We start from the raw sequence: 14,631 nt of genomic DNA, 5'->3' as shown, positions 1-14,631 counted from the left end.
TCGCTCCGCTTCCTACTCGGCCGTCACACCAGTGCCCGGAGGCAGGTCAGCTCAGAAAGCTAACACCGTCGGCTGTGACGGAGGGTTCTCGATCCGGCGTTCGGAAGGGGTGAGAATCAGCACCCTGCCCGGTGGAACCGGCACACCGCTCCACCAGTACCGACGTCCGAAAGGCCCCAGGGGTTGCGATCCTCTTGTAAAGTGATATCACTTAGCTAGAACGATGTGAGCGCGAGGGCCGTGCGAGAGGGCCCGAGCCGATACGAAACGGGGGACCACCCATGTCCGCAGACACCACCGCGGCGACCACGCCCGAGATGCCCGCCCCACGCGTCCAGGAGTTCCCCGCGCACAGCGTGGGCGGTGGCCTGGCCCTGCTGTCCGGCCTGGTCGGGCTGCTGGCCGGCGCCGCGATGATCGCGCTCGGCGCCGGGACGGACGCGACCGGCGCCAAGGCCGGGCTGATCACCGGCGGCATCCTGGTCGGGCTCGCCGCGTTCCTGTCGATGTGCGGCCTGAACACGGTGGCGCCGGGCGAGGCGCGCGTGGTGCAGCTCTTCGGGCGCTACCGGGGGACGATCCGCGAGGACGGCCTGCGCTGGGTGAACCCGTTCACCTCCCGCGAGAAGATCTCCACCCGGGTCCGCAACCACGAGACGGCCGTCCTGAAGGTCAACGACGCCTACGGCAACCCGATAGAGCTGGCCGCGGTCGTGGTGTGGAAGGTGCAGGACACCGCGCAGGCCACCTTCGAGGTGGACGACTTCCTGGAGTTCGTCTCCACCCAGACCGAGGCCGCCGTGCGCCACATCGCCATCGAGTACCCCTACGACTCCCACGAGGAGGACGGGCTCTCGCTGCGCGGCAACGCCGAGGAGATCACCGAGAAGCTCGCCGTGGAGCTGCACGCGCGCGTGGAGGCGGCCGGCGTGCGGATCATCGAGTCCCGCTTCACGCATCTCGCGTACGCTCCGGAGATCGCCTCGGCGATGCTCCAGCGCCAGCAGGCGGGCGCGGTCGTCGCGGCCCGGCGGGAGATCGTGGACGGTGCCGTCGGCATGGTCGAGGCGGCGCTCGCCCGGATCGCCGAGCAGGGCATCGTGGAACTGGACGAGGAGCGGAAGGCGGCGATGGTGTCCAACCTGATGGTGGTGCTGTGCGGGGACCGCGCGCCCCAGCCGGTGCTCAACACCGGGACCCTCTACCAGTGACGGTCCCCTCCGGGGGCTCAGCCCCGCAAGGCCGCCCGCAGCGCAAGCAGGTGCTGTTGCGGCTGGATCCCGCGGTGTACGAGGCGCTGGCCCGGTGGGCCGGGGACGACCTGCGGTCCGCCAACGCGCAGATCGAGTTCCTGCTGCGGAAGGCCTTGAAGGACGCGGGGCGGCTGCCGGGTGACACCGGCCCGCTGCCCCGCCGCGGCCGCCCCCCCGGGGGCTCCTCCCCCGGCGGTCCGCCGCCGGCCTGAACGGCCCCGCCCTCGCACTCCCCCGCCGGGGGCGTCCCGCGGCGGGGCCGCGCTGTTGCAGAACGGTGACAACAGCCCCTCACCTGCGCATCACCACCCCCCGCGGACCACTGCACACTCCGCGTATACACCCGGCGTATACACCGCGTGTACAGTCCTCCCCATGTCCATCGGTCACACCCTCCTGGGACTCCTGGAGTCCGGGCCCCGCCACGGTTACGACCTGAAGCGGGCCTTCGACGAGAAGTTCGGTCACGACCGGCCGCTGCACTACGGCCAGGTCTATTCGACGATGTCGCGCCTGCTGAAGAACGGTCTCGTCGAGGTCGACGGCATCGAGGCCGGCGACGGCCCAGAGCGCAAGCGGTACGCGATCACCGACGCCGGGATCACCGACGTCGAGCGCTGGCTCGCCACGCCCGAGAAGCCCGAGCCGTACCTCCAGTCCACGCTCTACACCAAGGTCGTCCTCGCGCTGCTCACGCACCGCGACGCGGCCGACGTGCTCGACACCCAGCGCGCGGAGCACCTGCGCAGCATGCGGATCCTGACCGACCGCAAGCGCAGCGGCGATCTGGCGGACCAGCTGATCTGCGACCACGCCCTGTTCCACCTGGAGGCCGACCTGCGCTGGCTCGAGCTGGCCACCGCGCGCCTCGACAAGCTGAAGGCGGCGATGACGGCATGAACGCTCCCGGGGGATCCCTGCTCGTCGCCGAGAACCTGCGCAAGGCGTACGGCCCGACCATGGCGCTGGACGGCGCCGCGTTCTCCATCCACCCCGGCGAGGTCGTCGCCGTGATGGGCCCGTCCGGATCCGGCAAGTCGACCCTGCTGCACTGTCTCGCCGGGATCGTGACGCCCGACTCGGGCTCGATCACGTACGACGGCCGCGAGCTGGCGACGATGAACGACGCCCAGCGCAGCCAGCTGCGGCGCTCCGAGTTCGGGTTCGTGTTCCAGTTCGGGCAGCTCGTGCCGGAGCTCACCTGCGTGGAGAACGTGGCGCTGCCGCTGCGGCTGAACGGCACCCCGCGCAAACAGGCCGAGCGCACCGCCCTCGGCTGGATGGAGCGCCTGGAGGTCGACGACCTCGCGAAGAAGCGGCCCGGGGAGGTGTCCGGCGGACAGGGGCAGCGGGTGGCCGTGGCGCGCTCGCTGGTGACGAGCCCGCGGGTCGTCTTCGCCGACGAGCCGACCGGCGCCCTGGACTCGCTCAACGGCGAACGCGTGATGGAGCTGCTCACCGAGGCGGCCCGTTCGGCCAGCACCGCCGTCGTCCTCGTCACGCACGAGGCCCGGGTGGCCGCCTACTCCGACCGCGAGATCGTCGTACGGGACGGCAAGTCGCGGGACATGGAGCGGGTCGTATGAGCCTGCGCCAGTCGTCCAGAGATCTGGGCCTGGGGGTCCGGTTCGCCTTCGCGGGCGGGCGGGAGGGCTGGATGCGGGCCGTGCTGACGGCGCTCGGCGTCGGACTCGGCGTGGCGCTGCTCCTGCTGTCCACCGCGCTGCCGAACGCGATCTCGGTCCGGCACGACCGCGAACAGGCCCGCCTGGACTGGTCGTTCACGGAGGAACCACCGACCGCGGCGGACAACACCGTGGTGATCGCCAACACCGACACCACCTTCCGCGGCAAGGACGTGCGGGGCCGGCTGGTGGAGCCGGAGGGGCCGCGTGCCCCCTTGCCTCCCGGGCTGAGCGCGTACCCGGCGAAGGGCGAGATGCTGGTCTCCCCCGCGCTGAAGCGGCTGCTCGCCTCGGACGGGGCGAAGCTGCTGCGTGAGCGGATTCCCTACCGGATCACCGGGACCATCGGGGAGAGCGGGCTCATCGGCTCGCAGGAGCTCGCCTACTACGCGGGCGGCGAGGGGCTCTTCGCGCACGAGGCGGGATCGAACGTGTCCCGGCTGACCGCGTTCGGGAACCCGAACCCGACCCCCGAGGCACCCGACCCGGTCCTGGCCCTGCTGAACATCGTCGTGATCGTGATGCTGCTGATGCCGGTCGCGGTGTTCGTCGCGGCGGCCGTGCGGTTCGGCGGCGAGCGCCGCGACCGCCGGCTGGCGGCGCTGCGGCTGGTCGGCGCCGACGGCCGGATGACCCGGCGGATCGCGGCGGGCGAGGCGATGGCGGGCGCACTGCTCGGCCTCGTCCTCGGTGCCGGGTTCTTCCTGGTCGGACGCCAGGTGGCGGGGTCGGTCGAGGTGATGGGCATCAGCGTGTGGCCCAGCTACCTCAACCCCTCGCCGCTGCTGGCCGCGCTGGTCGCGGTGGCGGTTCCTGCGGCGGCCGTGCTGGTCACCCTGTTCGCACTGCGCTCCGTGGTGATCGAGCCGCTCGGTGTGGTGCGCTCGGCGAAGCCCACGCGGCGGCGCCTGTGGTGGCGGCTGGTGCTGCCGGTGGCGGGCCTCGCCATGCTCTACCCGATGCTCGGGCAGGGCCGCTCGAACGGCAGCTTCAACGAGTACCTGGTGACCGGCGGCGTCATGCTGCTCCTGATCGGCATCACCGCGCTGCTGCCGTGGCTGGTGGAGCGCTGTGTGGCCCGGCTCGGCTCGGGCGGGGTCGCCTGGCAACTCGCCGTGCGACGCCTTCAGCTGAGCAGCGGTACGGCGGCCAGGATGGTCAACGGCATCGCGGTCGCGGTGGCCGGCGCGATCGCCCTTCAGATGCTGTTCGCCGGGGTCGACGGCCAGTACACCAAGTCCACCGCCCAGGACCTCAGCCGGGCGCAGATGCAGGTGACCGTTCCGGCCGACGCCCCGATGGCGGCGACCGTCGAGAAGTTCACCGACACCAAGGGCGTGCGGAAGGTCACCGCCGTGTGGGAGAGCTACCTCGGTGACGCCTCCTGGAACAGCGAGAACGGCCCGCAGCTCGCGGCCGAGCTGACCGTCGGCGACTGTGCCGCGCTGCGCGAGGTGGCGAAGCTGCCCTCGTGCAAGGACGGCGACCGGTTCGTCCTCGACGGCAGCGAGTACTCCGTCGACGGGCCGAAGATGAACGTGCCCGGCAAGATGCTGTACATCGAGTCGCCCACCTCCGGACCCGCCTCCGCACCCGAGAAGGAGGCCACCTGGACCGTCCCGGCGGGCATCACCCAGGTGCGGTCGATCGAGGACCCGACCGGCAGCAGGCGCGGCGGCTTCCTGATGACACCGGCCGCCCTGCCGAAGGACTTCGAGGGCATGGTCCGCGGCGAGCTGTACCTGTCGATCGACCAGTCCGTGCCCGACGCGTTCGAGTACGCCCGCAACACCGCCGCCGCGGTCAACCCGCTGGCCGACCCCACGGCGTGGACGGCCTCGACGACGTCCGACAAGTTCGAGTCCCTCCGCACGGGGCTGCTCGTCGGCGCGATCTGTGTGCTGCTGCTGATCGGGGCGAGCCTGCTGGTCGCGCAGCTGGAGCAACTGCGCGAGCGCCGCAAACTGCTGTCGTCCCTGGTCGCCTTCGGCACCCGGCGCCGCACGCTGGGCCTGTCGGTGCTGTGGCAGACGGCGATCCCGATCACGCTGGGCCTGCTGCTGGCCATGGCCGTGGGGCTCACGCTGGGCGCGATCCTGCTGAAGATGACGGACACGCCGGTCGGCATCGACTGGAGCAGCGTGCTGTCGATGACGGGGGCCGGCGCGGCGGTCGTCCTGGTGGTGACGCTGCTGAGCCTGCCGCCGCTGATGCGGCTGATGCGGCCGGACGGGCTGCGCACGGAATAGCCTCCCGGGCCGGGCCTTCCCGCGCCACGGCCGCACGCATCACGGGCTCACGGTCCCTCCCCGCCCGGGGAGGGACCGTTCGTGCTCACAGCTGGTACTCCCGCACCACCCTCCGCACCTGCGCGAACAGCATCCCCACGTTGACGGACTTACGGCAGACGACCACCGCGACGACGTCCTGCTGCTCGGTCATCCTCACGAACAGGTGGGTGAGGTTCTCGCTGTTGACGAGGATCTCCTGGAAGAAGTGGTTGTCGCTCTGGATCCCGCGCCGCTCCTTGAAGACGTCCTCGATCATCACGACCGTACGGCCCTGGAACAGGTCGAGGGTCGCGCCCGCCAGCAGGTCGAGGACCTCGGGCGGGTGATTGTCGACGGTCTCGTAGGAGAGCAGCATGCCCGTGGACATGTCGACGACGCCGGAGGCGACGCAGTCGGGGGCATCCGTACGCAACGACTTGACCAGGCCCATCACCTGGTCGGAGAAACCTGGGGTCATACGCTTCGTCGCCATCCCTTCAGACTCCTTCGGCTGCCTTCTCGGACTGCTGGGCCGTCCCGGCCCGGTCGGTGAGGATCAGATCGATGCGGCGCAGGGCCGGCTGGGTCGCCGTGTGCAGGCGGTCCACATCCATGCCCTCGTCCCCGAGGACGACCATCAGCGCGGTGTCGCCGACCGCGTAGAACGCGGCGCAGCCGTGGCTGCCGTAGGCGACCGTGCGGTGCAGGGCGCCGCGGGCGGTGGCCTCCGCGGTGCGGCGGGCGAGGCCGAGGCCCGCCGCGGCGAGGGCGGCGAGGCCCTCCGGGTCGATGGAGTCGGCGGTGTCGGCCGCGATGAGCAGCCCGTCCGCGGCCGCGACCGCGGTGTCGGTGATGCCGCTCACCTGCTCACGCAGGCCACGCATCTCCCGTGCGAGGGCTTTATGGTCCATGGATGCAACTCCCCTATTTCTGATCGCATTTGACCGTCTGGATTCTGTGGGGGTTTCGGTGTGGAATTTGGTGGGGTTCTCGGTGCGTTCTCGGTGCGTTCTCGGTGGGATTTCGGTGGGGGCGGGTTCGGGTTCGGTGAGGGCCTGCGCGCTTCTCGGTCCGGGTTCGGCCGGATCGTCATTTCGTCGTCGGGTTCCGCAGGCGGAAGAACTCCTTCCAGCCGGTTTGGCTTTCCGGTCTCTCTCCGGGGGTGGCCTCGGCACCGTTCCCGGCAACGTCCCCGCGGTCCGGCGCGAGCGCCTCGGTGATGCCACTGGCACCCGGACGGCGCCGGGGCAGGGTCGCCGGGGACGGGGGCGGGCCGGACGGCGGGACGGGGACGGGAGGCGGCGGCGAGGCCGGTTCCCGGGGGCGGACGCCGTGCCCGCCGGGCGGCACCCGCACCGGGATCGGGGCGGGCGCGCCCGCGCACTCCAGGAGCCCGTCGCCGAGCATCCGCGCCACCTCGACCGTGACGGTGTACACCCCGCGCCCGGTACGGAAGGCGAGATCGCGGGCGGTGCGCCGGCCGTCGGCGTGGGTGAGCACCTCCCGCTGCAGCGGGCCCAGCCGGCCGGCCGCGTAGGAGAGGGCGGCCGGCACCGGACGCTCACGCTCCGGGCGTACCGGGCACGGCAGCGCCAGCAGCGCGGCGAGCTTGCGGGACGCCTCCTGGAGCAGCCGCGTCGGGGGTTCGCCGACGGCGATCGTGGCCGGCGGCGGCCCGTCGGACGGAGCGCGTTCACAGCCGTCGACGCTGCCCGCGACAACCGCGAACACGGCGTCCTGAAGGGCCATCGCGCAGACCACCCGGAGCTGAGCGGCCCCCGCGTAGCCCTGGGCGATGAGTCCCGCGGCCGGCCAGCGCGCCCCGCCGGACTCGCGTACCAGCCCGGCCCACTCCTCGCCGCCGATCCGTCCGGAGCGCAGCAGCAGGGCCTCCGGTCCGGGCGCGCCCGGCGACTCGACGGCGACGACCAGCCCGCCGCGGAAGTGGAAGGTGCCGCCGGGCAGGCCGGTGACCCGCACCTCCCCGGTGAAGCCGTCGCGTCCGCACGCGGCGAGGTCGCGTGCCAGCAGCTCGTAGCCCGACATCACTCCCCTTGACAGGTGGCACCCGCGGATCGCACAAACGCCTGACGCGTAGCGCTGAGGAGGGAATGTGTATCAGCCGGGGCGCATATACCCACGGCGGATTTCCGAGCTGCTCTCAGGTGACGGAAGTTGCTCCGGCGGTGGGCCGAATTCTCTTTGTCGGGTGCGCATTTGACCGGTTGGCGGACATCAGTCGTCACCCCCGAGAACCCTTACCGGAAGCGGCCGCAGCGCCTCCCGCAGCGCGCCGGCGAGTTCCTCGTACTCCGCGCCGCGGGCCGCGCCGGTGCGCCGGGCGAAGGCGATCCGGCGGGTGGGCGCGGGTTCGGCGAAGGAGGCGGTGCGCAGCTGGGTGCTGCGGCTGGTCTCGACGGTGACGGCGGTGCGCGGCAGCAGGGTGCAGCCGAGGCCGCCGGCGACGAGCTGGACGAGGGTGGCAAGGCCGGCGGCGGTGGTCGTCACCGGCGCGTCCGCCCGGCCCGCCTCGCGGCAGATGTCGAGGGCCTGGTCGCGCAGACAGTGCCCTTCGTCCAGGAGGAGCAGATTCAGCTCCTTGAGGGCCTCGCGCGGGACGCCGGCCCGGCCGCCGAGCGGGTGCTCGGGGGGCGTGACGAGCACGAAGTCCTCGTCGAAGAGCGGAAGTTCGACGACACCGGGGACACCGAGAGGGACGGCGAGCAGCAGCAGGTCGAGCCGGCCGGTGTTCAGGCCGTCGATCAGGGTGGCGGTCTGCTCCTCGTGCACCTGGAGGTCGAGCTGCGGATAGCGGTCGTGGACGAGCCGCAGCACGGCCGGCAGCAGATACGGCGCGACGGTCGGGATGACGCCGAGGCGCAGCGCGCCGGTGAACGGCGCCCGGACCGCCTCGGCCTCCTCCAGCAGCGCCCCGACCTCGGCCAGCACCGCCCGGGCCCGGACGGCGAGGCGCTCGCCGGCCGGGGAGAGCAGCACCTTGCGGGTGGTGCGCTCCAGCAGGGTGACGCCGAGGGTCTCCTCCAGGGCGGAGACGGCGCCGGAGAGGGCGGGCTGGCTCATGCCGATGGCGGCGGCCGCCTCCCGGAAGTGCAGATGCTCCGCGACGGCCGCGAAGGCCCGCAGCTGGGACAGACTGGGCTGGCGCCGCTTGGCGCCCATGCCCATGGGGCCGGAATTACTCACGGTCACTGATAGCCACCTCCGATCAACACAATCGAGTGTAGCCATTTCCTGAATCAATGCACCTTGTGCCACGATCGAGGCCGACCGACCCCAGGGCGGTGTCCGCGATCCGGACACCCCCTCGCTGCAAGGAGAGCGTGTGCTCACTGTTGGTGACAAGTTCCCCACCTTCGAACTGACCGCCTGTGTCTCGCTGGAGCAGGGCAAGGAGTTCGAGCGGATCCACCACAAGTCCTACGAGGGCAAGTGGCTGGTGGTCTTCGCGTGGCCCAAGGACTTCACCTTCGTCTGCCCCACCGAGATCGCCGCGTTCGGCAAGCTGAACGACGAGTTCGCCGACCGTGACGCGCAGATCCTCGGCTTCTCCGGTGACTCCGAGTTCGTCCACCACGCCTGGCGCAAGGACCACCCGGACCTGACGGACCTGCCGTTCCCGATGCTGGCGGACTCCAAGCACGAGCTCATGCGCGACCTGGGCATCGAGGGCGAGGACGGCTTCGCGCAGCGCGCCGTCTTCATCGTCGACCCGAACCACGAGATCCAGTTCACGATGGTCACCGCGGGCTCCGTCGGCCGGAACCCCAAGGAGGTCCTGCGGGTCCTGGACGCCCTCCAGACCGACGAGCTGTGCCCCTGCAACTGGTCCAAGGGCGAGGACACCCTCGACCCGGTCAAGCTGCTGGCCGGGGAGTGACCTGAGATGTCACTGGACAGCCTGAAGTCCGCGATACCGGACTACGCCAAGGACCTGCGGCTCAACCTGGGCTCGGTCATCGGCAACTCCGACCTGCCGGCGCAGCAGCTGTGGGGCACGGTCCTGGCGACCTCGATCGCCTCGCGCTCCCCGATCGTGCTGCGCGAGCTGGCGCCTCAGGCCCGGGCGAACCTGTCGCCGCAGGCGTACACCGCGGCGAAGTCCGCGGCCGCCGTCATGGCGATGAACAACGTCTTCTACCGCACCCGGCACCTGCTGTCGGACCACGAGTACGGCAACCTGCGGGCCGGTCTGCGGATGAACGTCATCGGCAACCCCGGCGTCGACAAGGTCGACTTCGAGCTGTGGTCGTTCGCGGTCTCCGCCATCAACGGCTGCGGGCTGTGCCTCGACTCCCACGAGCAGGTCCTGCGCAAGGCCGGCGTCGACCGCGAGGTCGTCCAGGAGGCCTTCAAGATCGCCTCGGTGATCCAGGCGGTGGGCGTGACCCTGGACGCGGAAGCGATCCTCGCCGAGTAGCACCCCCGCACCGTCGCCCCGAAGGCCCCGCTCACCCTGGGTGAGCGGGGCCTTCGGCTATGCGCGAGGGGTGTCCTGCGGGTCGGCGGGGACCGGCGCCGGCACCGGCGCCACGTCCATCGCCGTCGCCCCCCTGGGCTTCGGCGACGTCCGCAGGGCCGGCTCCTGCGCGTACGCCCGCAGATAGCCCACCACGGTGTTCGTGACCGCGACGAGCGGCACCGCGACCACCGCGCCGCCGATGCCCGCCACCATGCCGCCGGAGGCCACCGCGAGGACGACCGCGAGCGGGTGCACACGGACCGCGCGGCCCAGGATGAACGGCTGGAGGATGTGGCCCTCGATCTGCTGCACGGCCAGCACGACCGCCAGCGTCATCACGGCGGTGAACACGCCCTGCGTCACCAGCGCGACCACCACGGCCAGCGCGCCGGAGGCCACCGCGCCGACGAGCGGGATGAAGGAGAACAGGAAGATGAAGACGGCGAGCGGGACGGCCATCGGCACGTCGAGGAAGTAGATGCCGAGACCGATGAAGATCGCGTCGATCAGGGCGACCACCACCGTGCCCCGCACATACGCAGTGAGCGTCGCCCAGGCCCGCGGCCCCGCGCCCGCCACGCCGGGCCGGGCGGCGGCCGGGACCAGCTTGAGGGTCCACTCCCAGATCCGCTTGCCGTCGTAGAGCAGGAACAGCGTCGAGAAGAACGACAGCAGGATGCCGGTGAGCGCCTCGACGACGACGGTGACACCCTCCAGGCCCGCCGAGGTGATCGAGTCGGTGTTGGCGCCGACCGCCTCGCGCAGGTTCTTGGCGATGCCGTTGATCTGCTTGTCGGTGACGTGGAAGGGGCTGTTGAGCAGCCAGCGGCGCAGATCGTCGATGCCGTCCTGGACCTGGTCGGAGAGGTTGTCGATGTTCTCCATGACCTGCCAGGTCACGAACCAGCCCATCAGGCCGATGACCACGAACCCGAGGATCGCGGTGAGCGCGGTCGCGAGCCCCCGGGGCATCCCCAGCCCCTTGAGGCGGGCCACGGTGGGTTCGAGGAGCGCGGTCAGCAACAGCGCCACCACGAACGCCAGGACGACGAGTTGGACGGCGCTGATGACCCGCATCAGCACCCAGACGGTCCCGGCGAGCACCAGCAGCCGCCAGCCGGCCTCCGCGGCCACCCGGACGCCCCACGGCACCACCTGTGCGGGATCGGGGCGCGGAACGGCCGGTACCGGGTCCTGCGGGGGCGGCACGGCGACGGGCGGCGTCTGAGGTTCGGGGGCGGCGGGCGGCGGCGTCTCCGGCTCGGGGGCGGCGGTCTCCCGCTCGACCTCGGCGCGGCGCTCGTCGAGCCGCTCCCCCATCTCGGTCAGACCGGCCCCGAGCCGGCCGAGCCACCCTGGCACTCGCGACATGATCCGCCCTCTTCCCCCGTCTCTCCCCACCACTCCCCCTGGAGTCGTCGGCTTACGACCGTACAGGGCGAAAGCCCCTCACCTAAGGACGGGGAGGGGCTGCGCGGGGTTGAGCGGGGGTGGCGACGGCGCCGGCTCAGTAGGAGCCGTTGGCCTGCCAGAAGGCCCAGGCGTCGCAGGGACTGCCGTACCGCTCGTTCATGTAGTTCAGGCCCCACTTGATCTGGGTCGCGGGGTTGGTGCGCCAGTCGGCGCCGGCCGACGACATCTTCGAGCCGGGATAGGCCTGCACAAGACCGTAGGCGCCGGATGTCGGGTTGACGGCCCGGTAGTTCCAGGTGGACTCGTGGTCCACGATGTTGCTGAAGCACTGGAACTGGCCGCTCGGCACCATCTGGCGTGCGATGGCCTGGACTTCGGCGACGGTGTACGACGCCTGCTGCGGGAAGCTGCCGGCGTCCGACACCGCGGTGTCGTCGTTGTCGGCGGTGGCGGCCTTGGTCGCCGCCTCGGCCTTCTCGCGGTCCTTGGCCTCCTGCTCGGCCTTCGCCTCGTCCGCGGCGGCCTTCTGCTTGGCCACCGCGTCCTTGGCCGCCTGCACACGGGCGGCTTCCTCCGCCGACTTCTTGGCGGTGGCGTCCGCGGCGACGGCCTGCACCTGGGCCTGCTGTCCCAGCGAGGCCGACTGCACCTGGGCCTGCCGGCCGTCCGGTAAGTCGGCGAGGAGGGTGGAGTCGCCCGCCGTCGCCTGAGCGCCGTCGCCGGGCTGCCCGGTGTTGGCCTGGGCCACTCCCATCACACTGCCCACAGCGGTGACCGCGGTGGCCGAGACCACCGCGAATCCCCGGGCCGATTTCAGGCTCACACCGATTCCTTCTGTTCCGTGTTCGGGAGAGAGGAGGCACGGCCGAAGCCGCGTGGGCCTAGTACCAGTGGTTGGCCTGCCAGAACGACCAGGCCTCGCACGGGCTGCCGTACCGGCTGTCCATGTAGCTCAGGCCCCACTTGATCTGGGTGGCCGGGTTGGTGCGCCAGTCGGCGCCGGCGGAGGCGTACTTGCCGGCGGGCAGAGCCTGGAAGAGACCGTAGGCGCCGGAGGAGGCGTTGACGGCCTGGTAGTTCCAGCTCGACTCGTGGTTCACGATGTTGCTGAAGCACTGGAACTGGCCGCTCGGCACCATCTGGGACGCCATGGCCTGGATCTGCGCGATGGAGTAGGAGCTCTGCACCGGGAAGTCGCCCGAGCTGCGGCTGGCCTTGGCCTTGGCCTCTTCGCGCTCCTTGGCGGCCTTCTCGGCGGCTTCCTTCTTCGCCACTGCGGTCTCGGCGGCGGCCTTGCGGGCCGATTCCTCGGCGTCCTTCTTGGCGCCCTCGTCGGCGGCGATGGCCTGGAAGTCGGCCTGCTGCGCGAGGGACGCGGTCTGGACCTGGGCCTGCTGGCCCACAGGTATGTCAGCGAGGAGTGTCGCGTCGCTCGCCGTCGCCTCTGCGTCGTTCGTCTGGGCAACACTGCCCGACGCAACGCCGACGACGCTTCCGACAGCGGTGACCGCCGTGGCCGAAGCCACTGCGAATCCCCGGACCGAGATCCGGCTCACACGGTTTCCTTCCAGCACCGCCCGCTTCGGTGACCCTGGCGGACGCAATCGTGCCCCTGACGCTGGCCTCCCCACTGCACGGTCACGGGAGACACGGGCCCGGTGGGCAACTCCCCGGAAGGGAGCGCCGCGTGGTGCTCGGGCGGCATACGGCGACGCTATGGAGTTGAAGGGTGGTGCAGATGCGTTTCCGTACCTCTGGGGGTACAGGTGTGCCGTATGCGGGGCCTGACAGGAATGAGACTCTGCCGTAACCCGACACCGCGAGGCAATTCCGGGTTGAGTGTGAAAGCTCACACCAGTTGGGACCCCGTTTATTTTGCGAAACCCCCACATGCGCCGGCGCCGCCCGGCTAGGCTCGCAGCCTTTGTCGGACGGCGCCAACTGACGCTCAAAGCTTATGAACTTGTGCCTTCAGGGTCAGATATGCCCGTCCTCCAGCATTTCGGTCACAAGCGCCGCGATCTGGGACCTCTCGGACCGGTTCAGCGTGACGTGCGCGAAGAGCGGATGCCCCTTCAGCTTCTCGACGACGGCGACGACACCGTCGTATCGCCCGACGCGCAGATTGTCCCGCTGTGCCACGTCATGAGTGAGAATCACCCGCGAGTTGGCGCCGATCCGGGAGAGAACGGTCAGCAGGACGTTCCGCTCCAGCGACTGGGCCTCGTCGACGATCACGAAGGCGTCGTGCAGGGAACGGCCCCGGATGTGGGTCAGGGGCAGGACCTCCAGCATGCCTCGGGCGGTGATCTCCTCGATGACCTCGCGGCTGGTGACCGCGGAGAGGGTGTCGAAGACCGCCTGCGCCCAGGGGCTCATCTTCTCGGACTCGGAGCCCGGCAGATAGCCCAGCTCCTGCCCGCCCACCGCGTACAACGGCCGGAAGACCATCACCTTCTGGTGCTGGCGGCGCTCCAGGACCGCCTCCAGACCCGCGCACAGCGCCAGCGCCGACTTGCCGGTGCCGGCCCGGCCGCCCATCGACACGATCCCGACGTCCGGGTCGAGCAGCAGGTCGAGCGCGATGCGCTGCTCGGCGCTGCGGCCCTTGATGCCGAACGCCTCCCGGTCGCCGCGCACCAGCCGGATGTTCCCCTCGGGGGTGACCCGGCCGAGCGCCTTGCCGCGCTCGGACTGGATGGTGAGACCGGTGTGCACGGGGAGGTCCGAGGCCTCCGGGGCGTACACGTGTCCTTCCTCGAAGAGGATGTCCACCTGCTCACCGGACAGACTCAGTTCGGACATCCCTGTCCAGCCGGAGGAGTCCGTGATGGCCAGCTCGGCTCGGTACTCCTCCGCCAGGAGGCCGACCGACGAGGCCTTGATCCTGAGCGGGAGATCCTTCGACACGACGGTGACGTCGAACCCCTCGGCCTGGAGGTTGCGCGCGACCGCGAGGATGCGTGAGTCGTTGTCCCCCAGGCGGTAGCCGGACGGCAGCACGCTGGGATCCGAGTGGTTGAGCTCGACACGCACGGTCCCGCCGAGTTCCCCGATCGGGATGGGGGCGTCGAGGCGACCGAACTTCACCCGGTAGTCGTCCAGCAGGCGCAGCGCCTGGCGGGCGAAGTAGCCGAGTTCGGGATGGTGCCGCTTGGCCTCCAGCTCCGTGACCACGACGATGGGGAGCACGACCTCGTGCTCGTCGAAGCGGGTCAGGGCGTTCGGATCGGCCAGCAGGACGCTGGTGTCGAGAACATAGGTGCGCCGGTCTGGCATACGGCGCTTTGTGCTGGTCACCACGGAAGGACGTACCCCCTCGGATGAGGTCGGGGAGCGACGGAGTGGAGCTGGACCGGTCGACGGCCCGGTTGCACGGGCCGGGGACCGGCCTCCCGCTGCTTCTTCCGTGCCGTGACCGCACGGTCGGGCTGGTGCAAAGGGCCTCCCGGGCGGACGGCCCCGTGCCGCCCGCTGAGATCCGACACCCGTGGTTCGGGCGTCGACCTGCTTGGCTTATGCCCTCGAAC

At 70.8% G+C, this 14,631-nt stretch carries 15 protein-coding genes; 7 read left to right on the top strand and 8 right to left on the bottom strand.

All coding sequences use genetic code 11. From position 1 onward, the window contains the following. Positions 1-281: 281 nt before the first annotated feature. From IE275_RS04950 to IE275_RS04930, 5 genes are all read left to right on the top strand, one after another. Complete coding sequence (locus tag IE275_RS04950; protein ID WP_189707927.1) at positions 282-1,211, top strand: SPFH domain-containing protein; 930 nt, start codon at positions 282-284, stop codon at positions 1,209-1,211. After that, the gene (locus tag IE275_RS04945) at positions 1,208-1,465 is read left to right on the top strand and encodes a type II toxin-antitoxin system antitoxin (RefSeq protein WP_229870102.1); all 258 of its coding nucleotides are present in this window, start codon (positions 1,208-1,210) and stop codon (positions 1,463-1,465) included. The genes IE275_RS04950 and IE275_RS04945 overlap by 4 nt, the downstream gene beginning before the upstream one ends. A gap of 163 nt (positions 1,466-1,628) precedes the next feature. Then, positions 1,629-2,153: a PadR family transcriptional regulator gene (locus IE275_RS04940; protein ID WP_189707924.1), complete on the top strand. Its 525-nt coding sequence runs from the start codon at positions 1,629-1,631 to the stop codon at positions 2,151-2,153. Next, entirely contained in the window at positions 2,150-2,839 is a 690-nt protein-coding gene (locus IE275_RS04935; protein ID WP_189707922.1) for an ABC transporter ATP-binding protein, read from the top strand. Before IE275_RS04940 ends, IE275_RS04935 begins: the two co-directional genes overlap by 4 nt. Next, entirely contained in the window at positions 2,836-5,187 is a 2,352-nt protein-coding gene (locus tag IE275_RS04930; RefSeq protein ID WP_189707920.1) for an ABC transporter permease, read from the top strand. The genes IE275_RS04935 and IE275_RS04930 overlap by 4 nt, the downstream gene beginning before the upstream one ends. Positions 5,188-5,272: 85 nt before the next feature. Here IE275_RS04930 and IE275_RS04925 read toward each other — a convergent pair whose 3' ends face one another. The 4 genes from IE275_RS04925 to IE275_RS04910 form a co-directional block, all read right to left on the bottom strand. Further along, a complete protein-coding gene (locus IE275_RS04925) occupies positions 5,273-5,701 on the bottom strand; it encodes a hypothetical protein (protein WP_189707918.1) in 429 nt (142 codons plus the stop codon). A gap of 4 nt (positions 5,702-5,705) precedes the next feature. After that, on the bottom strand, positions 5,706-6,119 hold the full coding sequence (locus tag IE275_RS04920) for a roadblock/LC7 domain-containing protein (protein ID WP_189707916.1): 414 nt from the start codon (positions 6,117-6,119) through the stop codon (positions 5,706-5,708). Between the two features lie 178 nt (positions 6,120-6,297). Beyond that, positions 6,298-7,254, bottom strand: coding sequence for a MarR family transcriptional regulator (locus tag IE275_RS04915; RefSeq protein ID WP_189707914.1), 957 nt, complete (start codon positions 7,252-7,254; stop codon positions 6,298-6,300). 189 nt (positions 7,255-7,443) lie between these two features. Next, on the bottom strand, positions 7,444-8,388 hold the full coding sequence (locus IE275_RS04910) for a LysR substrate-binding domain-containing protein (RefSeq protein ID WP_189708699.1): 945 nt from the start codon (positions 8,386-8,388) through the stop codon (positions 7,444-7,446). Between the two features lie 163 nt (positions 8,389-8,551). Between IE275_RS04910 and IE275_RS04905 the strand changes: the two genes are divergently transcribed. Further along, entirely contained in the window at positions 8,552-9,106 is a 555-nt protein-coding gene (locus IE275_RS04905) for a peroxiredoxin (RefSeq protein WP_189707912.1), read from the top strand. Between the two features lie 6 nt (positions 9,107-9,112). Next, complete coding sequence (locus tag IE275_RS04900; protein ID WP_189707910.1) at positions 9,113-9,646, top strand: alkyl hydroperoxide reductase; 534 nt, start codon at positions 9,113-9,115, stop codon at positions 9,644-9,646. A 57-nt stretch (positions 9,647-9,703) separates the two neighbouring features. Here IE275_RS04900 and IE275_RS04895 read toward each other — a convergent pair whose 3' ends face one another. The 4 genes from IE275_RS04895 to phoH2 all read right to left on the bottom strand — a co-directional run bounded on the left by IE275_RS04895 (position 9,704) and on the right by phoH2 (position 14,404). Continuing rightward, the gene (locus IE275_RS04895) at positions 9,704-11,059 is read right to left on the bottom strand and encodes an AI-2E family transporter (protein WP_189707907.1); all 1,356 of its coding nucleotides are present in this window, start codon (positions 11,057-11,059) and stop codon (positions 9,704-9,706) included. A gap of 136 nt (positions 11,060-11,195) precedes the next feature. Beyond that, a complete protein-coding gene (locus IE275_RS04890) occupies positions 11,196-11,924 on the bottom strand; it encodes an aggregation-promoting factor C-terminal-like domain-containing protein (RefSeq protein ID WP_189707905.1) in 729 nt (242 codons plus the stop codon). A 58-nt stretch (positions 11,925-11,982) separates the two neighbouring features. After that, positions 11,983-12,657, bottom strand: coding sequence for an aggregation-promoting factor C-terminal-like domain-containing protein (locus IE275_RS04885; RefSeq protein ID WP_189707903.1), 675 nt, complete (start codon positions 12,655-12,657; stop codon positions 11,983-11,985). Between the two features lie 421 nt (positions 12,658-13,078). Continuing rightward, positions 13,079-14,404, bottom strand: a complete 1,326-nt coding sequence (phoH2, locus tag IE275_RS04880) for an RNA 5'-3' helicase PhoH2 (protein WP_189707901.1) — start codon at positions 14,402-14,404, stop codon at positions 13,079-13,081. Positions 14,405-14,631: the final 227 nt, after the last annotated feature.

The sequence above is a fragment of the Streptomyces phaeofaciens genome, from assembly GCF_014648915.1.
GTDB lineage: Bacteria > Actinomycetota > Actinomycetes > Streptomycetales > Streptomycetaceae > Streptomyces > Streptomyces phaeofaciens.
The sequence above is the reverse complement of the archived record's forward strand: the minus strand, read 5'-3'. Positions and strand labels throughout refer to the sequence as shown.